Below are 16,493 nucleotides of genomic sequence, written 5' to 3' on the forward strand. Positions count from 1 at the left end.
ATGAGTTCGCTGAGCGTCGACACCCCGTCAGCATATGCGCGGCGCCGGGCCGCCCGGCCGCCCGCTAGGCTGGGGACCTCCCGGCAGCAGGAGGAGCACAGTGCGGTTCGACGCGACCATCGACTACCCGGCCGACGTGGAGACGGTGGCGGCCATGCTCGGGGACGAGGAGTTCGTCCGCCGCAAGATCGAGGCGTCCGGTGCGCTGGAGTCCTCCCAGGAGGTCATCCGCGAGGGAGCCGCCTTCACGGTCACGACCCGGCGCCGGATGCCCACCGACCAGGTCCCCGCCTCCTTCCGCTCGCTCGTGGGGCAGAGCCTCGACGTCCGGCTGGTCGAGGCGTGGGAGGCTCCGCAGGCCGACGGCAGCCGCGTGGGCACGCTCGCCCTCGACATCGCCGGGGCGCCGGTGCGGATCAACGGCCGCATGTCGCTGCGTCCCTCCGGTGAGGGCACCGTCCAGTCCTTCTCCGGTGAGATCACCGCCTCGGTCCCGCTGTTCGGGCGGCACATCGAGAAGGCGGCGGCCGGTGCGGTGGACAAGGTCCTCGCCGTCGAGCGCTCGATCGGGCTGGAGTTCCTCGCCGGGAGGTGACCCGCCCGATCCGTCGCCAACCCGGCGCCCGATAAGGGAGGATCGAAGGGTGGAGGAACTCGCTGAGCTCGACGGGGTCGCCCGGCGTGTCGAGGACGCGATGGCACGTGTCATCCAGGGCAAGCACGACGTCGTCCGCACCGTCGTCACGGTGCTGCTCGCCCAGGGCCACCTGCTCGTGGAGGACGTGCCCGGCGTCGGCAAGACGATGCTCGCCAAGGCGCTGGGACGCAGCATCGACTGCACGGTCCAGCGCATCCAGTTCACCCCGGACCTCCTGCCCAGCGACGTCACCGGCGTCAGCGTCTTCAACCAGGACGCCCGCACCTTCGAGTTCCGCCCCGGGGCGGTGTTCGCCAACATCGTCGTCGGCGACGAGATCAACCGTGCCTCGCCGAAGACCCAGTCGGCCCTCCTCGAGGCCATGGCCGAGGGGCAGGTGACCGTGGACGGCACCACCTACCGGCTCGAGGAGCCGTTCATGGTCATGGCCACCCAGAACCCGATCGAGATGGAGGGCACCTACCCGCTGCCGGAGGCGCAACGCGACCGCTTCATGGCGCGGATCGAGGTGGGCTACCCCGACCCGGCGGCCGAGCTGGAGATGATCGGGGCCCACTCCGAGCGCGACCCGCTCAGCGAGCTGCAGCCGGTCACCGACGCGGTGACGGTCGCCCGGCTGGTCCAGGCGGTGCGCCGGCTGCACGCCAGCCCGGCGGTGCTCCAGTACGTCGTGGACCTCGCCACTGCCTCCCGGCGCCACCCCCGGCTGCGGCTGGGCATCTCCCCGCGCGCGGCGCTCCACCTCGTCCGGGCGGCCCGGGCGCACGCCGCCCTCGCCGGCCGGGGGCACGTCCTGCCCGACGACATCCAACGGCTCGCCGTACCGGTGCTCGCCCACCGCGTCATCCTCAGCAGTGACGCCCAGCTCGCGCACGAGACCGCCGACGAGGTGATCGCCGACATCCTGGCAGGTGTCCCGGTCCCCGCGGGGGTGCGATGAGCCGACGACCACGTCTCACCGGCCGGGGACAGGTCTTCCTCGCGCTGGGAGTGGTGGTCGTCGTCATCGGCACCGTCCTCGGGTTCCCGGACGTCACGCGCACCGGGGTGCTGCTCGCCTGCCTGCCGGTGCTCGCCGTCGTCGTGGGGTGGCGGCCGATCCCGCCGCTGACCGTCCTGCGGCTGGTCGAGCCCGCGCTCCTACCGCCGGACCGGCCCGCCCGCGTGGAGCTCACCGTGCGGGGCCGGGGCAACCGGCTGAGCCCGCTGCAGATCGCCGAGGAGGAGGTCGACCCGATCCTCGGCCCCGCACCCCGCTTCCTCCTGCCGCGGATGGACCCGGGCGAGCGGCACACCGTCGTCTACCGCGTCTCCTCCCCCGTCCGCGGCGCACACCGGCTCGGTCCGCTGCGGCTCGAGCGGCGCGACCCGTTCGGGATGACGACGGCGCAGCTCGCGCTGCCCGGCACCACCCAGCTCGTCGTGCTGCCCCGGATCGAGGCGCTGGGCGCGCAGCGGGTCCGCAGCGGCGGGCTGGGCCGGGAGGGCCAGGTGCCGCACATGGTCGCGCTGCACGGCGACGACGACGCCAGCATCCGCGCCTACCGCGACGGTGACGACCTGCGACGGGTGCACTGGCCGACCACCGCCCACCGCGGCGAGCTCATGGTGCGTCAGGAGGACCGCCCGGCCCGGCGGCGGGCGGTGCTGCTCCTCGACACCCGCACCGGTCCCTACCACCGGGCGGGCGCGGCCTTCGAGTGGGCGGTGAGCGCGGTCGCCTCCGTCGCGGTGCACCTGGCCGAGGACGGGTACGCCGTCCACGTCGTGGGCGCCGGTGACCCGGCGGTCACCCACCTGCCCTCGGTGCTCCGCTCCCTGGCCGTCGTCCAGCCCACCGCCGACCGGCTCGCCCCGCTCCTGCGCGACGCGCACGCGCTGACCGCGGAGGGCGCCGTCGTCGTGGCCGTCGTCGCCGACAGCGACCCCGAGGCGCTGCTCGCGACGCCGGCGATCCGGGCACCGGGCAGCCTCGGGGTCGCCCTGGTGCTCGAGACGGCCTCCTTCGCGGGCTACCGGTCGGACGAGGGCACCGACCTCACCTCGCTCTTCACCGCGGCGGGCTGGCGCACCATCACCGTGCGGGAGGGCGACACCGTCGCCGACGCCTGGGGGGCGGCGACCCACGGCCTGGGCGGGCTGCGCTCCGACGTCCCGGTGGTGCGGCGATGAACGACCCCTGGGTGCAGGCCCTGGGCCGCGGCCGGTGGCTGGAGTCGCTGCTCGCGGTGGGGGGCGCCGTCGCCGTCTCGTGGCCGCTGGGGGACCTCGTCGCCCACCGGCCGTGGACCGCTCCCCTCGTCGGGCTGCTCCTGCTCGTCGTCGTCGTCGGGTCGGCGCTGCGCACCGCCCGCGCCCCGCGGCCGCTGGTCCTCGTGGCGCAGGTGCTCGCCCTGCTCAGCGGTCTGTCGTGGTGGGCCCCGGCACAGTGGCCGGCGGACGAGCCCGTGCTCGTGACGTTCGCGGCCCTCACCGGCGAGGGCGTCCACACGATCCAGACCTACGCCGTGCCGGCCCCCGCGACCACCGGTCTGACCTTCGTCGTGCTCGCCGGCACGGCCCTGCTCGGGCTGCTCGTCGAGGCCGTGGGGGTGACCTACCGCGCCGCGGCCCTCGCCGGGATCCCGCTGCTCCTCGTGTCGGCGGCGACGGCGTCCAACACCGGCCGGCCGCTGGCGCCCGCGTACTTCCTCATCGGGGGTGCCGCCTGGCTGGCGCTCCTCGCCCGGCAGGGCCGGTCGGTCATCGAGGACTGGCGGGCCGCGGGGGCGTCGGCCGCGTCCACCACCGTGGACGACACCGTGGCGACGCGCGGCACCCACCGCCACCTCGGCCTCACCGCCCGGGTCATGGGGGTGGCTGCCCTGCTCCTGGGTGTCGTCGTCCCGGGGCTGCTCCCGCACCTGCCCCCGACGGCGCTGCTCGAGGGCGCCGGCCGCGGCACCGGCACGGTGAGCTTCACCGACACGCTCGACCTCTCCCGCGACCTGGGCAACCGCTCGACCGCACCCGTCATCCGCTTCCGCACCGACGACCCCTCCCCGCCCCCGCTGCGGGTGACGGTGAGCACCGAATACGCCAACGGGCGGTGGTTCCCCTCCCGCGAGTTCGACGGCTGGCCGGCGACCGACGACGGGCGGCTCATGTCGCTGAACCAGGCGCTCGTCGAGCAGCACGGCCTGGAGCACATGACCTCGACCCTCACCGTCACGCAGAACGGGTTGCGCGCCCCGCAGCTGGCCCTGCCCCACCCCACCACCGAGGTCGACCTCGGCGACATCGGCTGGGAGTTCGTCCCGCTCGACGACACGCTCGCCGTGGAGGCCGCGCCCCGCACCTACACGGCGACCTACCTGGAGATCGCGCCGCTGGCCACGCTGCCGGACGAGGTGGGGGCGGCACCCGAGCCGCTGCTGCGGCGGCACCCGGTGGAGACCGTGGAGCGCACGCCGGACGGGACGCTGGTCAAGCTCGCCGAGGACGGCACCCCCCTCGAGGTGGTCCACCCCGGCGGGCGGCACGAGCGGCTCCTCACCGACGGCAGCGCCGAGGTGACCGAGCCCGACGGCACCGTGCGCCGCGTGGTGGGGTCCCCGGACCGTGACCCGCTCGCCGTCGACCCCGCCTCCGAGGACCGTGTCCGCGAGCTCGCCGCGCAGCTCACCGGTGACCTCACCAACCAGGTCGACATCGCGCTGGCGTTCCAGCGCTACCTGCGCGGGCCGGAGTTCACCTACTCCCTGACACTGGCGGACCCGGTCGTGGGGCCGGACGGGCAGGCGCTCGACCCGATCTCCCACTTCCTGGAGACGAAGCAGGGCTACTGCACGCAGTACGCCACTGCGATGGTGATGCTCGCCCGCGCCAGCGGCATCCCCGCCCGGCTCGCCGTCGGGTTCCTCCCCGGCTCGCGCGGCGTGGACGGCACCCACACCGTCGTCGCCGCCGACGCCCACGCCTGGCCCGAGCTGCTCATCACCGGGCTCGGCTGGACCCGCTTCGAGCCGACGCCGGCCACCCGGTCCGGGGCGGCGCCCTTCTTCACGACGACCACCCGCCCGGAGCAGCCCACGCCGCAGAGCGACCCGACCGCCGGGGAGGTCACCCCCGAGCCGACGGTGCCGGACTCCGCGGGGGAGCAGGGCCGGCGCGAGGAGCCCGGCCGGCTGGAGCGGTACGGGCAGACCCTGGGGCGGGCTGCGCTCGCCCTCGCCGTCGTCACCGCGCTGCTGTCCCTCACCCCGCTCGCCGCCACCTGGCGACGCTGGCGGCTGCGCCGCGGCCGGGGGCCGGCGGAGCAAGTGGAGGGCGAGTGGGCCGTGCTCGTCACCGGCCTGGCCGATCTCGGCATCGAGCCGCCCCGGGCGGCCACGCCGCGCGGGATGCGTGAGTTCTACCGCCGGGCGATCGAGCCCGACGCGCACACGCTGGACGCGCTCACCCGGGCCACCGACCGGGTCGAGTCCGCCCGGTACGCCCCGCAGACCCCGCCGCCGGGCACGATGCGGGAGGACGTGCGCCAGGTGCTGGAGTGGTGCCGGCAGCACGTGCCGTGGCAGCGGCGGGTGCGGGCGGCGCTCCTGCCGCCCAGCGGGCTGGCCCAGCTCCACCCGCTGCGGCGGCGCGCCCGGGAGGGCGCCCCGCTGCCCTGAGCGCCGACCGGCGGAGCAGCGAGGCGCGGCGGCCGCGGCTCCGCCGTCGGGACGCCGTCACGGTCCGGTCGTGCCACGATCGGGGGATGAGCCAGACCACCACCCCCGACGACGCCACGACGCCACCGACCGACGCCCCTCCCGCCCGGGCGCTGTGGGCCGAACGCCAGGGGCGCCCGGTGTACGTCGCCCGGAACGAACGCGGCGCCGAGGTACGGATCGGCAGCAAGGACACCGAGGGGGTGTTCTCCCCGGGCGAGCTGCTCAAAGTCGCCCTGGCCGCCTGCACCGCGCTGTCCGCCGACCACGTGCTGCGCAGCCGTCTGGGGGACGACTTCCCCGCCGTCGTCGGTGTCTCGTCCACCGGTGTGGAGGGGGAGAACCGGTACGGGCACCTCGACGTCGAGCTGGTGCTCGACCTCGGCGACCTGGAGGAGGAGCGGCGGGCCAAGCTCGCCGAGCGGGTGGACCGCACGTCCGGCCGGCTGTGCACCGTGGGTCGCACCCTCAAGGCGGGGGCGACCTACGGCGTCACCCTCACCCACGAGCCGATGCGGGAGGTGTGATGCGGCACCGCGCACCGGCCGGAAGCGCGCTGACCGCGGAGCCGGCACCCGCCGGCAACGTCCTCGGTCGGGTCGTCGAGCGGGTGGCCTCCTCCGGTGCCGGTCGCTCGGGCGCGCTGGCCGAGCGGATCGCCCGGGACAACCCCGACGCCGGCCCGGCCGACGTCATCGCCCTCCTCGAGCGCCGCTTCCGACGGCGGGTGAGCACGGTCAGCGCCCTCGTCGGGCTGACGGCGGCGGTCCCCGGCGTCGGGACGGGGGTGGCGGCGGTGCTGACCGCCGCGAACCTCGCGACGTTCCTGCGCACGAGCACGACCTTCGTCGGGGCGGTCGCGCACGTCCACGGCGTGGCGGTGGACGACGCCGCCCGCCGGCGCACGCTCGTCCTGGCCTCCCTCCTCGGGGAGGACGGCGCCCGGGCGGTGGAGGGCGAGCTCGGGGTGAGCAGCCTCTACCGGGGGCGCGGGGTGCTCACCCGTCTCCCCCTCGGCACGGTGCGGGCGGTCAACCGGGGACTGTCCCGGCGCCTGGTCCGGGTGGCGACGACGAAGGGCGGGGCGGCACTCCTGGGCCGCCTGGCACCCTTCGGAGTCGGTGCGGTCATCGGCTGGTGGCTCGGCCGCAGGCTGGCCCGGGAGGTCATCCGGGGCGCCCGCGACGCCTTCGGGCCACCGCCGGAGCACCCGGTATCCGTGCAGGTCAGGGCATGAGTTGAGCCTGGGCGACTCAACTTTTCGCGCTCGGTGAACAGCGCTAGCACTCTCGGGTGGAGAGTGCCAATAATGGCGGTGCGGCACCGCTCGCAGGGCCGCCTTCGAGCTCAGGCTCACGACAACCGAAGGAGGTACTCGATGGCTCTGTTCACCGACCCGTTCCGCGAGATGGACCGGCTCGTCAGCTCGGTGCTGCGTCAGGCACCTGCCGCCGCGGCGATGCCTCTGGACCTCTACCGCACCGGCGAGTCCTTCGTCGCCCAGATCGACCTGCCCGGGGTCGACCCGTCGACGATCGACGTCGACGTCGAGGACCGCACGCTGACCATCCGGGCCGAGCGCAAGAGCGTCTCGGGCGACGACATCCAGTGGCTGTCGCACGAGCGTCCGACCGGCACGTTCGCCCGCCAGCTCGTCCTGGGCAACGGCCTGGCGCTGGACCGGATCGATGCCGACTACGCGGACGGCGTCCTCACCCTGACCATCCCGGTCGCCGAGGAGGCCAAGCCGCGCAAGATCCACGTCTCGCACGCACCGCGCACCATCGAGCAGCAGGCGTCCGTCGCGGAGCCCGCTGCCGAGCAGCCGGCCGAGGAGAAGCAGCTCGCCGGGGTCTGACCGACACCGGCCCGGCCACCGGCCGGCCGACACACCACGGGCCGCTGCCCGGTCCTGCACCGGGGCAGCGGCCCTCGGCTTACCATGGCGCCGTGAGCACCGCGCCCGGCACCACCGCCGTCTCGACCGCCTACGAGGACCTCCTGCGTCACGTGCTCGAGCACGGCACGCCGAAGTCCGACCGCACCGGCACGGGCACGCGCAGCGTGTTCGGCCACCAGCTGCGGTTCGACCTGCGGGCCGGCTTCCCGCTCGTCACGACGAAGCGGGTCTTCCTCCGCGGCGTCGTCGAGGAGCTGCTGTGGTTCCTGCGCGGCGAGCACAACGCGCGCCCGCTGCAGGAGCGCGGCGTGCACATCTGGGACGAGTGGGCTGCCGAGGACGGCGAGCTCGGCCCCATCTACGGCTACCAGTGGCGCTCGTGGCCCACCCCGGACGGCGGCCACATCGACCAGCTCGCCGAGGTGCTGACGACGCTGCGGACCGATCCCGACTCCCGGCGGATGATCGTCTCGGCGTGGAACGTGGCCGACCTCGACCGGATGGCCCTGGCCCCGTGCCACGCCCTCTTCCAGTTCTACGTGGCCGACGGGCGGCTGTCCCTCCAGCTCTACCAGCGCTCGGCCGACCTCTTCCTCGGCGTGCCCTTCAACATCGCCTCCTACGCCCTGCTCACCCACATGGTGGCCCAGCAGGTCGACCTCGAGCCGGGTGAGTTCATCTGGACCGGCGGCGACTGCCACATCTACGACAACCACGTCGAGCAGGTCCGGGAGCAGCTGAGCCGCGAGCCCTACCCGATGCCCCGGCTGGAGCTGCGCCGCGCGCCGTCGCTGTTCGAGTACACCTACGAGGACGTCGTCGTCCACGGCTACCGGCACCACCCCGCCATCAAGGCCCCGGTGGCCGTATGACCCTGGGCATGATCTGGGCCCAGGCCCACGGCCGGGTCATCGGCCGCGACAACGACCTGCCCTGGCACCTGCCCGAGGACCTGCGCCACTTCCGCCGGACGACGGCCGGCCACGCCGTCGTCATGGGTCGGTTGCAGTGGGAGTCGCTGCCCGAGCACCTGCGCCCCCTGCCCGGACGGCGCAACATCGTCCTGTCGCGCAACCCCGAGTTCCGCGCCCCCGGTGCCGAGGTGGTGGACAACCTCCCCGCGGCACTCGCGCTCGTGGCCGGGCAGGACGCGTGGATCTGCGGCGGTGCGCAGGTGTACGAGGAGGCCCTCCCGCACGCCGACCTCCTCGTCGTGACCGAGATCGACCACGCGGTCGAGGGCGACCGCTACGCCCCGGTGATCGGACCGGAGTGGCGCGTCGTAGCGCAGGACCCGCAGGACGGCGGCTGGCACGTCGCCGCGAACGGGATGCGGTTCCGCATCCTCACCTACCGGCGCGCCTGAGCCGGTGCCTCAGACGCGCTGCAGCTGCTTCTCCCGGGCGGCCGCGACGACCGAGCCGGACTCGCGGCGCGCCATCCGGCGCAGCAGCACGGGCGCGAGCAGCAGCCCCACCACCGCCCACACGCCGAGCGCGGTGAAGGTCTCCAGCGTGCGCCAGCCCTGCCCCACCTCGATGGCGACGACGGCGTCGGGCAGCAGCGCCTGCCGCAGTCCCAGGCCCATCCAGTACATCGGGGTGAGCTGGCCGACGACCTGTGCCCACCCGGGCAGCGCCGTGACGGGCACGAACACCCCGGAGACGAAGACGAGACCGGCCATGACGAGCATCCCCCAGCCGCCCACACCGCGCGGGTTGCGGAAGACCGAGCCGACGACGAAGCCGATCGGCAGGCAGGCGACGAGGCCGAGCACGAGGACGGCGACGAGCAGGGCGACGTCGCCGGGCCCCACGGCCGCCCACAGCCCTGGGACGACCAGTGAGGCGGGCACCGACAGCAGGACGACGTTGAACGCGACCTCCAGGCTGGTCCGCACGGTCTGGCCGGTGACGTAGCCGCGCATCCCGTGCGGGACGGACTTGGCCCGCAGCAGCGTGCCGTCCTCCCGCTCGGTCGCCACCGCCGTCGCCAGCCCGTAGGAGGCGGAGAACATCGTGGTGAAGGCCAGCACGCCGGGGAAGACGAGCAGCGCGAGGACCACCCCCGTGCCCTCGACCTCGTTGCGGCGGTTGAGCCACATGACGAGGAGGAAGATGCCGGTACCGACGACGTAGTAGGTGAGGTCCTCCGGGGCCCGGATCGAGTTGCGGAACTCGACCCAGCCCCGACGCATCCCCACCCGCACCGCGTTGGTCGTGGCGTTCATCGCGCGTCCTGGGCCGGGACCTGGTCCGCCCCGGCAGACCACCGGCTGTCGCTGCGCCTCACCATGGTGAGGTAGGTGTCCTCCAGGGTGGTGCGGACGACCTCGAGGTCGGTGACGTCGTCCCCGAGCCGGGCGAGGAGGTCGCGGACGAACGCCGTGCCGTCCTCCGTGGTCTCCACGTGGCGCCGCCCACCGGCCGTCCAGCGCACCTCGGTGCGGCCGGCCACCTGACGGGCGAGCTCCTCGGCGCTGCCGTCGGCGACGATGCGGCCCCGGTCGAGGATGAGGATCCGGTCGGCGAGCCGCTCGGCCTCGGCGAGGTCGTGGGTGGTGAGGAGGATCGTGGTGTCCTCCAGGTCGCTCAGCCCACGGACGAGGTCGTGGAAGTCGCGCCGCGCCACCGGGTCGAAACCCGCCGTCGGCTCGTCGAGGAAGAGCAGCCGGGGCCGGCCGACGAGCCCGATCGCGACGTCGAGCCGCCGGCGCTGCCCGCCGGAGAGCGTCTTCACCTGCTGGTCGGCCTGTGCGGCGAGCCCGACGCGGTCGAGCAGCTCGGCGGTGGGGTACGGGCGCTGCCGGTCGGCGGTGGCGTAGGGGCGGTAGTACGCGCCGAACTGGTCGACGAGCTCGCGGACCGTCCACCGGCCGTGGTCACGCCAGGACTGCAGGACGACCCCGACGTCGGCGCGCCAGTCCTCGTCGCCACGGGCCGGGTCCTGGCCCAGCACCGCGACCCGGCCGCCGGAGGGCAGCCGGAAACCCTCGAGGATCTCGATGGTCGTCGTCTTGCCCGCACCGTTGGGACCGAGGAGGACGACGACCTCACCGCGGTGCACCCGGAAGGTCACGCCGTCGAGCACGTCCTTCGCCCCGTAGCGCATGCGCAGGTCGGCCACGTCGATGACGACGTCGCTGCCGGTGTCCATCCTGCTGCTCCCCGTTCGTGGACGAGCGCCAAGATAGCAGGAGCGCTCGCCCGACCTCGAGGGAGAGCTCGCCTCGCGGCAGGTCGAGCGGTGCGTCACGGGAACCGGCTGGTGACCGTGTTGCTCCAGAACCGGTCGGTGTGGTCCGTGGGGTCGGGACGCCCGTCGTCGGCGGAGAGCTGTGCACGGTCCCGGGCAGGCACGGGACCGGCAGGTCGACCTCGACCGTCCGGTCGGCGCGCGACCGCGCGGCCCAGGAGAAGTCGACTACGCCGTCGGGGTCCACCCGCGCCGCCCGCACCGTCACGTCGGTGTCCGGGAGGAAGCCTTCGCCGGTCAGGTGGAAGACGGTCGACTCACCGGCACCCGTCGCCGTGATCCGGATCGCGGGGCGCAGCGCGCCGAGGGGCGGCGGTGGTGGCGGCGGGGACGCGGGCGGCACGAGGATCGTCATCTCGACGAACGTCCCGTTCCGCGTCTGCCACATCGTGCCCTCGTGCCCGACCACCCAGACCGTCCCCTGGTGGATGGCGACGTCGTGCAGCGGCTCGGTCCCGGCCCGGGACCGCGAGCCGTGACCACTGCGCCGTGGCGCCGCGGCGCTGCGGCGTGCCGCGGTCGGTCACCGCCCACACCCGCGTCGTCGAGGGCGACCGCCGCCGGGCCATCCCGCAACAGAGTTGTACTCCTCCCCGGCCGTGGCGTCGCCCGGAGGGTGGCCGCCGACGGGTAGGCCACCTCAGCGTTCGCCCTCGACCGCCCGTCGGACGACGGCCTCGGCCACCGCCTCCGAGGCCAGCTCGGGCAGCCAGTGCCCGGCGTCGAGGGGGACGAAGCGGTAGTCGGCGGTGACGTGGCGCTCCGTGCGCCGAGCCGCGGCCGCGCCGAGGAACGGGTCGCGCCGCCCCCACACGTAGGTCGTCGGGACGGGGACCGGACGGGGGCGCAGCCGGGTGAGCGGCACGGCGCGGTACCAGCCGAGGGCGGCCCGGGCGGCTCCGGGCTCGCGCAGGCGCCGCTGGTAGTGGCGTGCGGTGTCCGGCGGGAGACCGCTGGCGGTCAGCGCCGCCTCCAGCCGGTGGCGCAGGAGCAGCTCGGGCAGCCCGGGGAGCTGGAAGAGGCCCATGTAGGCGGAGCGCAGCAGCTGGGCCGAGCGCAGCGTCGCGGCGGTGAGCGCGGCCGGGTGCGGAGTGGACAGGACGGTGAGCGAGACGACCCGGTCCGGGTGGGTCCAGGCCAGCGCCCAGGCGACGCCGCCGCCCCAGTCGTGCCCGACGACGTGCGCCCGCGCCACGCCGGCGGCGTCGAGCACCGCCAGGGCGTCGGCGACGAGGTGCTCGAGCCGGTAGGCACGCCGCGGCCGCGGGCGGGCACCCGGGGAGTAGCCGCGCTGGTCCGGCGCCAGGGTGCGCAGCCCGGCCGCGTGCAGCCGCGGCGTCACCTGCCGCCAGCTCGTGCGGTCCTGCGGGAAGCCGTGGAGGAGCAGCACGGCCGGCCCGCTCCCGTCGTCGTCGACGTCGAGGACGAGCCGGCCCCGTCGTACCTGTCTCCGCATGGCCGCACCGTACGGCCAGGGCGGCGCCGGTGGTGCGTCAGGACTGCCTCCGGCGCCGTCGAGGCGCGGCAGCGCGCCGTTAGGGTGGGGCCATGGACACCGGGAGCGTCGCCGCTCGGGGCCTCGGCGACGCGCGCCCGGCAGCCAGGCCGGTGCTCCCCGCCGCCGCGGCGGTCGCCGCGCTCGGCGTCGTCGTCGGGGCCGCGCTCACCGGCCCGTGGGAAGCGGCGCCGCACGACCCGGTGGACCTGCCCGCCCCGCGTCCGCAGGCGACGCTCGCCACCGAGACGTCCACCGAGGCCACTGCCCCGCCCGAGCTCACCGCCGGTGAGGGGGTCGTGCCGGTGATGTTCTTCGTCGCCCTCGCCGTCGTGCTCGTCGTGCTGCTCGCGCTGCGGGCGTTCCTCAACCGGGCGACGTTCGCCCGCGGAACCACGGCGGGTGAGGTGGAGCCGGCGACGGGCGCACTCGGGGAGACGGCGGGGCTGCAGGGCGAGCCCGACCTGCCCGCCCTGCGTCGTGGCGTTGCCGCCGCCCGGGCGGTCGTCGACGAGTACGCCGACCCGGCCGACGCCGTGACCGCGGCCTGGCTGGAGCTGGAGCGGGCCGCCGCGAGCTCCGGGGTGGAGCGCCGTCCCTCCGCCACCCCCACCGAGTTCACCACCACCGTGCTCGACGCCACCCACGCCGACCCCACCGCCACCCGGACGCTGCTCGGGCTCTACCACCGGGCCCGGTTCGCGCCGCACGCCGTCATCGGGGCGGGCGACGTCGCGGCGGCGCGGCGCAGCCTGGAACGGATCGCCGCGTCCTGGGAGGGGCGATGACCTGGCCGCGCCTCGTGGCGACCGCCGCGTGCTGCGCCGTGGTCGGCATGCTCCTGTCCGCGCTGCGCTTCGCCCCCGCCCACGTCGCGCTCGCCGTGGTCGCCGCCGCCGTGCTCAGCACCCTCGTCGGGCGCCGTGAGCTGGGGGCCGAGCTGGCCTGGCCCGCGCTGGCCGAGGAGGAGCGCGGCGGCCAGCGGCACGAGCTGGCGCAGATCTCCTGGTCCCTCACCGGACGCGAGGGCCGGGTCGCCGAGTACGGGCTCCACCAGCTGCGCACCGTGGCCGCGGGCCGGCTGCGGCTCGCCGGCGTCGACCCGGACGACGACGCCGCGGTGAGGGCCGCGCTCGGCGAGCGGGCCTGGCGCACCCTGCGCGCCACCGCGAGCGCCCCACCGACCCTGCGGGCGCTGGACGCCTGCCTCACCTCCCTGGAGACCCTCGAAGGAGCACCCCGTGAGCCCTGACCCCACCGTCGCGCCGTTGCCCGTCCCCCAGGTCGCCCGCCTGGGCGATGCTGTGCTCGCCGAGGTGGGGACCGTCGTCGTCGGGATGACGCAGCCGCTGCGCCTGGCACTGGCGGCGATCCTCGCCGGGGGCCACGTGCTCTTCGAGGACGTCCCGGGCCTGGGCAAGACCCTGGCCGCCCGCAGCCTCGCCACCGCGCTCGGGCTGGACTTCCGGCGGCTGCAGTGCACCCCGGACCTGCTGCCCGCCGACATCACCGGGTCCTCGGTGTACGACCCGGTGACCGGGACATTCACCTTCCGCCCGGGCCCCGTCTTCACCGGGCTCTTCCTCGCCGACGAGATCAACCGCACGGCCCCCAAGACGCAGTCGGCGCTGCTCGAGGCGATGGCCGAGCGCCAGGTCTCGGTCGAGGGCACGAGCCACCCGCTCCCCCACCCGTTCCACGTCATGGCCACGTCCAACCCGGTCGAGTACGAGGGCACCTACCCGCTGCCGGAGGCCCAGCTCGACCGTTTCATGGTGCGGCTGGCGGTCGGCTACCCGCACGAGGCGGCCGAGGCCGAGATCCTCACCCGGCGGATCGGCCGCCGTCGGGAGCGGGCGGACGTCGACCAGGTCGTCACGGCTGAGCAGCTGCTCGCGATGCAGGCCGGGGTGGAGTCCGTCGACGTCGACCCCGACATCGTGGCCTACTGCGTCGCCCTGGCGGCGGCCACCCGCGAGCAGGCTGCCGTCGAGGTCGGCGCCTCGCCCCGCGGCTCGCAGGCGCTGCTGCTCGTGGGCCGGGCGCTGGCGGTGCTGGCCGGCCGCGACTACGTCACCCCGGAGGACGTCAAGGCGGTGGCGGTACCGGCGCTGGCCCATCGGCTCACGCTCACCGCAGCGGCCTGGGCCGGCGGCACCCAACCCGAGCGGATCGTGACCGGGCTGCTCGACACCGTCCCCGGCCCGGCCAGTGTCCGCCGGCCCAGCCCCGCCCGATGAGCGCCCCCACGCGGGTGGCGCGCAGCCGCACCTGGTTCCCCCTCACCCAGCTCAGCGCGTGCCTCCTGCTCGGCGTCGGTCTCCTCGTGGCGGGAGCGCTCCTCGGCCGGGCGGACCTCGCAGCGCTGGGGGTGGCCCCGCTCGTGACGGCGGCGTGGGCGTGGACCCGCCACCCGCACGCTCCCGTGGCCGTCGAGCTGCACGCCCCCACCGCGATCGCCACCGACCGCGGGCTGGCCGCCCCCGCACGGCTGCTCGCGCCGGGCGGTGCCCGCGCGGCCCGGCTGCGTGCCTCGAGCCCGGGCACCACGGCGGACGAGGCCGTCGTGCGCCTCGTCCCCGGCATGCCCCGGTCGCTGACGCTGCACACGACGAACGCGCGCACCGGCCCGAACCAGCTCTTCCGGCTCGACGTCGTCGGGCTCGGCGCCGGGGCGGCGGTGGCGACCGACGTCGTCACCGTGGGACCGGTCGGTGTCCTCGTGCTGCCCGGGCGGCAGCCGCTCGGGCACCTGCCGCTGCCTCCGCGGCTCCACGGCATGGTCGGGCCACACTCCTCGCGGCGGATGGGGGACAGCACCGAGCTGCACGACATCGCCCCCTTCCGGCCCGGTGACCGGCTGCGCCGCATCGACTGGCGGGCCAGCGCCCGGCGCGGCATGCAGGGCGGGCGGTTGCACGAGCTCTACGTGCGGCGCACCCAGGCGCCTGCCGAGGCCACCGTCATGCTCGTCATCGACTCGCGGGACGAGGTGGGCCCGGACGTCACGACGTGGGCCGGCGCACGCCCGATCGTGCGCAGCGACGTCACCTCCCTCGACATCGCCCGGGAGGCGGCGGCGTCCGTCGCCCGGGCATACCTCGCTGCCGGGGACCGGGTCGGGCTGGAGGACCTGGGCCGGCGGCAGCGACCGGTGCCACCGGCGGGCGGCCGCCGGCACGCCGAGCGGATCGTGCGCCGGCTGGCGCTCGCCTCCCCGGAGTCCTTCGTCCACGGGCGGGTCCGCCCGCCCGTGCTGCCCTCCGGGGCCCTGGTCGTCCTCCTGTCCACCTTCCTCGACGACGAGGCGATGTCCCTGGCCCTGACCTGGCGACACACCGGCCACCGGGTGGTCGCGGTCGACGTGCTGCCGCCGGTGCGCGGTGCCCAGCTCACCGCCCGGCAGCTCATGGCCTACCGGATGGTCCAGATACAGCGCGCCGACCGGCTCACGGTGATGCGTCGTGGTGGCGTCGAGGTCGTGCGGTGGCCCGCCGACGGCCCGCCACCCGCCGGCGGTCCTGCCCGCCTGGCGGCACTGGCCCGCGGCCGGCACGGGGGGCCGCGATGAGGCGGCGGCCGATCCCGCCCCCACCGGCACGCACCACGGTGGCGACCGCCGCGACGGTCCCCGGGTGGGTACTGCGTGCGGGGCTCGCCCTCCTCCTCGCCCTGGGCGGCCTGGCGGCAGGCGCCGAGGGGGTCCAGTGGGCGGTGGTCGCGGCGCTCGCCCTGGTCGTCGCCGCGCGTCCGCACGCCGCACTGGGGGCGCTCGCCGTCGCGGTCCTGGGCAGCATGCTCGTGCTCGGCGAGGCGCCCGCCCGCTGGCAGCTCCCGGCGCTGCTGGCGGCCACGCACGGGGTGCTGGCGCTCGGCGCAGTCGCGGCGGTGTCGTCGTGGCGGGGCCGCGTGGAGCTCGCCGTGCTGCGCGCCGAGCTGCCCGCTGTCCTCGTGGTCCAGGCGCTCGCCCAGCTGGCCGGGGTGACCGCGGCGCTGCTCCAGGGCCGGGCAACCCTGCCCTGGACCGCCGTCGTCGCCCTCGCCGGCCTTGGCGCGGTGACCTGGGTCCTCGTCGCCGGGCTGGCCCGCCGCCGCCTGCCGCCCTCGCAGGCCGAGGCCCTGGAGGCCGAGCGCCACCGCTACGACCCCTGACGGACCACCCTCCCCGTCCCCGCCGCCCCGGCATCCCCACCAGCCGGCCACGCCCTCACCGACAGCCCACCTCCCACCGACAGCGCAGTTCCCATCGAGAGCGCAGTTCCCGACAACGGGCGGCCGGGCTCAGTGTTCTCGCACCAGCCGCCCGTCCGCGGTGAGCCGGACGACGGCGTCGAGCCGGAGCCGGTCGAGGAACGCCCGGTCGTGGCTGACGACGAGGAGCCCGCCGCGGTAGACGGTGAGCGCCGCGACGAGCTGGTCGACGCTCGGGATGTCGAGGTCGTCGACGACGACGTGGCCGCGCCGCCCGGCGACCAGCGCGTACGGGTTGGTGTC

17 protein-coding genes and 1 pseudogene are annotated in these 16,493 nt (G+C 75.5%); 14 read left to right on the forward strand and 4 right to left on the reverse strand.

All coding sequences use genetic code 11. The features are described 5' to 3' along the window. The first annotated feature begins 100 nt into the window (after positions 1-100). From Q0195_RS10780 to Q0195_RS10820, 9 genes are all read left to right on the forward strand, one after another. Positions 101-595, forward strand: a complete 495-nt coding sequence (locus Q0195_RS10780) for a DUF2505 domain-containing protein (protein ID WP_299278226.1) — start codon at positions 101-103, stop codon at positions 593-595. Positions 596-695: 100 nt separating this feature from the next. Next, entirely contained in the window at positions 696-1,598 is a 903-nt protein-coding gene (locus tag Q0195_RS10785; protein WP_299278263.1) for an AAA family ATPase, read from the forward strand. Next, positions 1,595-2,830 (forward strand): DUF58 domain-containing protein, encoded by a 1,236-nt coding sequence (locus tag Q0195_RS10790; protein ID WP_299278227.1) that lies wholly within the window; start codon positions 1,595-1,597, stop codon positions 2,828-2,830. Before Q0195_RS10785 ends, Q0195_RS10790 begins: the two co-directional genes overlap by 4 nt. Then, the gene (locus tag Q0195_RS10795; RefSeq protein WP_299278230.1) at positions 2,827-5,310 is read left to right on the forward strand and encodes a transglutaminaseTgpA domain-containing protein; all 2,484 of its coding nucleotides are present in this window, start codon (positions 2,827-2,829) and stop codon (positions 5,308-5,310) included. Before Q0195_RS10790 ends, Q0195_RS10795 begins: the two co-directional genes overlap by 4 nt. A gap of 86 nt (positions 5,311-5,396) precedes the next feature. Further along, positions 5,397-5,876 carry an OsmC family protein gene (locus Q0195_RS10800; RefSeq protein WP_299278232.1) on the forward strand — a complete coding sequence of 160 codons (480 nt, stop codon included), beginning with the start codon at positions 5,397-5,399 and terminating at the stop codon, positions 5,874-5,876. Then, positions 5,876-6,586, forward strand: coding sequence for a hypothetical protein (locus Q0195_RS10805; protein WP_299278234.1), 711 nt, complete (start codon positions 5,876-5,878; stop codon positions 6,584-6,586). Before Q0195_RS10800 ends, Q0195_RS10805 begins: the two co-directional genes overlap by 1 nt. 141 nt (positions 6,587-6,727) lie before the next feature. After that, positions 6,728-7,207 (forward strand): Hsp20/alpha crystallin family protein, encoded by a 480-nt coding sequence (locus tag Q0195_RS10810; RefSeq protein ID WP_299278235.1) that lies wholly within the window; start codon positions 6,728-6,730, stop codon positions 7,205-7,207. A gap of 92 nt (positions 7,208-7,299) precedes the next feature. Further along, positions 7,300-8,121 carry a thymidylate synthase gene (locus tag Q0195_RS10815; RefSeq protein WP_299278237.1) on the forward strand — a complete coding sequence of 274 codons (822 nt, stop codon included), beginning with the start codon at positions 7,300-7,302 and terminating at the stop codon, positions 8,119-8,121. After that, entirely contained in the window at positions 8,118-8,615 is a 498-nt protein-coding gene (locus tag Q0195_RS10820; protein WP_299278240.1) for a dihydrofolate reductase, read from the forward strand. The genes Q0195_RS10815 and Q0195_RS10820 overlap by 4 nt, the downstream gene beginning before the upstream one ends. 9 nt (positions 8,616-8,624) lie before the next feature. Here Q0195_RS10820 and Q0195_RS10825 read toward each other — a convergent pair whose 3' ends face one another. From Q0195_RS10825 to Q0195_RS10835, 3 genes are all read right to left on the reverse strand, one after another. Then, a complete protein-coding gene (locus Q0195_RS10825; protein WP_299278243.1) occupies positions 8,625-9,479 on the reverse strand; it encodes an ABC transporter permease in 855 nt (284 codons plus the stop codon). After that, on the reverse strand, positions 9,476-10,405 hold the full coding sequence (locus tag Q0195_RS10830; RefSeq protein ID WP_299278245.1) for an ABC transporter ATP-binding protein: 930 nt from the start codon (positions 10,403-10,405) through the stop codon (positions 9,476-9,478). Before Q0195_RS10830 ends, Q0195_RS10825 begins: the two co-directional genes overlap by 4 nt. 739 nt (positions 10,406-11,144) lie before the next feature. Further along, on the reverse strand, positions 11,145-11,960 hold the full coding sequence (locus tag Q0195_RS10835; RefSeq protein WP_299278248.1) for an alpha/beta fold hydrolase: 816 nt from the start codon (positions 11,958-11,960) through the stop codon (positions 11,145-11,147). A 92-nt stretch (positions 11,961-12,052) separates the two neighbouring features. Between Q0195_RS10835 and Q0195_RS10840 the strand changes: the two genes are divergently transcribed. The 5 genes from Q0195_RS10840 to Q0195_RS10860 are packed head-to-tail and all read left to right on the forward strand — an operon-like array spanning position 12,053 to position 16,151. Next, positions 12,053-12,787, forward strand: a complete 735-nt coding sequence (locus Q0195_RS10840) for a DUF4129 domain-containing protein (protein ID WP_299278250.1) — start codon at positions 12,053-12,055, stop codon at positions 12,785-12,787. After that, on the forward strand, positions 12,784-13,251 hold the full coding sequence (locus Q0195_RS10845) for a hypothetical protein (RefSeq protein ID WP_299278253.1): 468 nt from the start codon (positions 12,784-12,786) through the stop codon (positions 13,249-13,251). The genes Q0195_RS10840 and Q0195_RS10845 overlap by 4 nt, the downstream gene beginning before the upstream one ends. Further along, positions 13,241-14,239, forward strand: a complete 999-nt coding sequence (locus Q0195_RS10850; protein WP_299278256.1) for a MoxR family ATPase — start codon at positions 13,241-13,243, stop codon at positions 14,237-14,239. The genes Q0195_RS10845 and Q0195_RS10850 overlap by 11 nt, the downstream gene beginning before the upstream one ends. Next, on the forward strand, positions 14,236-15,570 hold the full coding sequence (locus Q0195_RS10855) for a DUF58 domain-containing protein (RefSeq protein WP_299278258.1): 1,335 nt from the start codon (positions 14,236-14,238) through the stop codon (positions 15,568-15,570). The genes Q0195_RS10850 and Q0195_RS10855 overlap by 4 nt, the downstream gene beginning before the upstream one ends. Then, positions 15,567-16,151 carry a hypothetical protein gene (locus Q0195_RS10860; RefSeq protein WP_299278260.1) on the forward strand — a complete coding sequence of 195 codons (585 nt, stop codon included), beginning with the start codon at positions 15,567-15,569 and terminating at the stop codon, positions 16,149-16,151. The genes Q0195_RS10855 and Q0195_RS10860 overlap by 4 nt, the downstream gene beginning before the upstream one ends. Before the next feature lie 129 nt (positions 16,152-16,280). Here Q0195_RS10860 and Q0195_RS10865 read toward each other — a convergent pair. Then, positions 16,281-16,493: pseudogene (locus Q0195_RS10865) on the reverse strand (hypothetical protein); the annotation flags it as partial.

The organism is uncultured Georgenia sp. (assembly GCF_937958535.1).
GTDB lineage: Bacteria > Actinomycetota > Actinomycetes > Actinomycetales > Actinomycetaceae > Oceanitalea.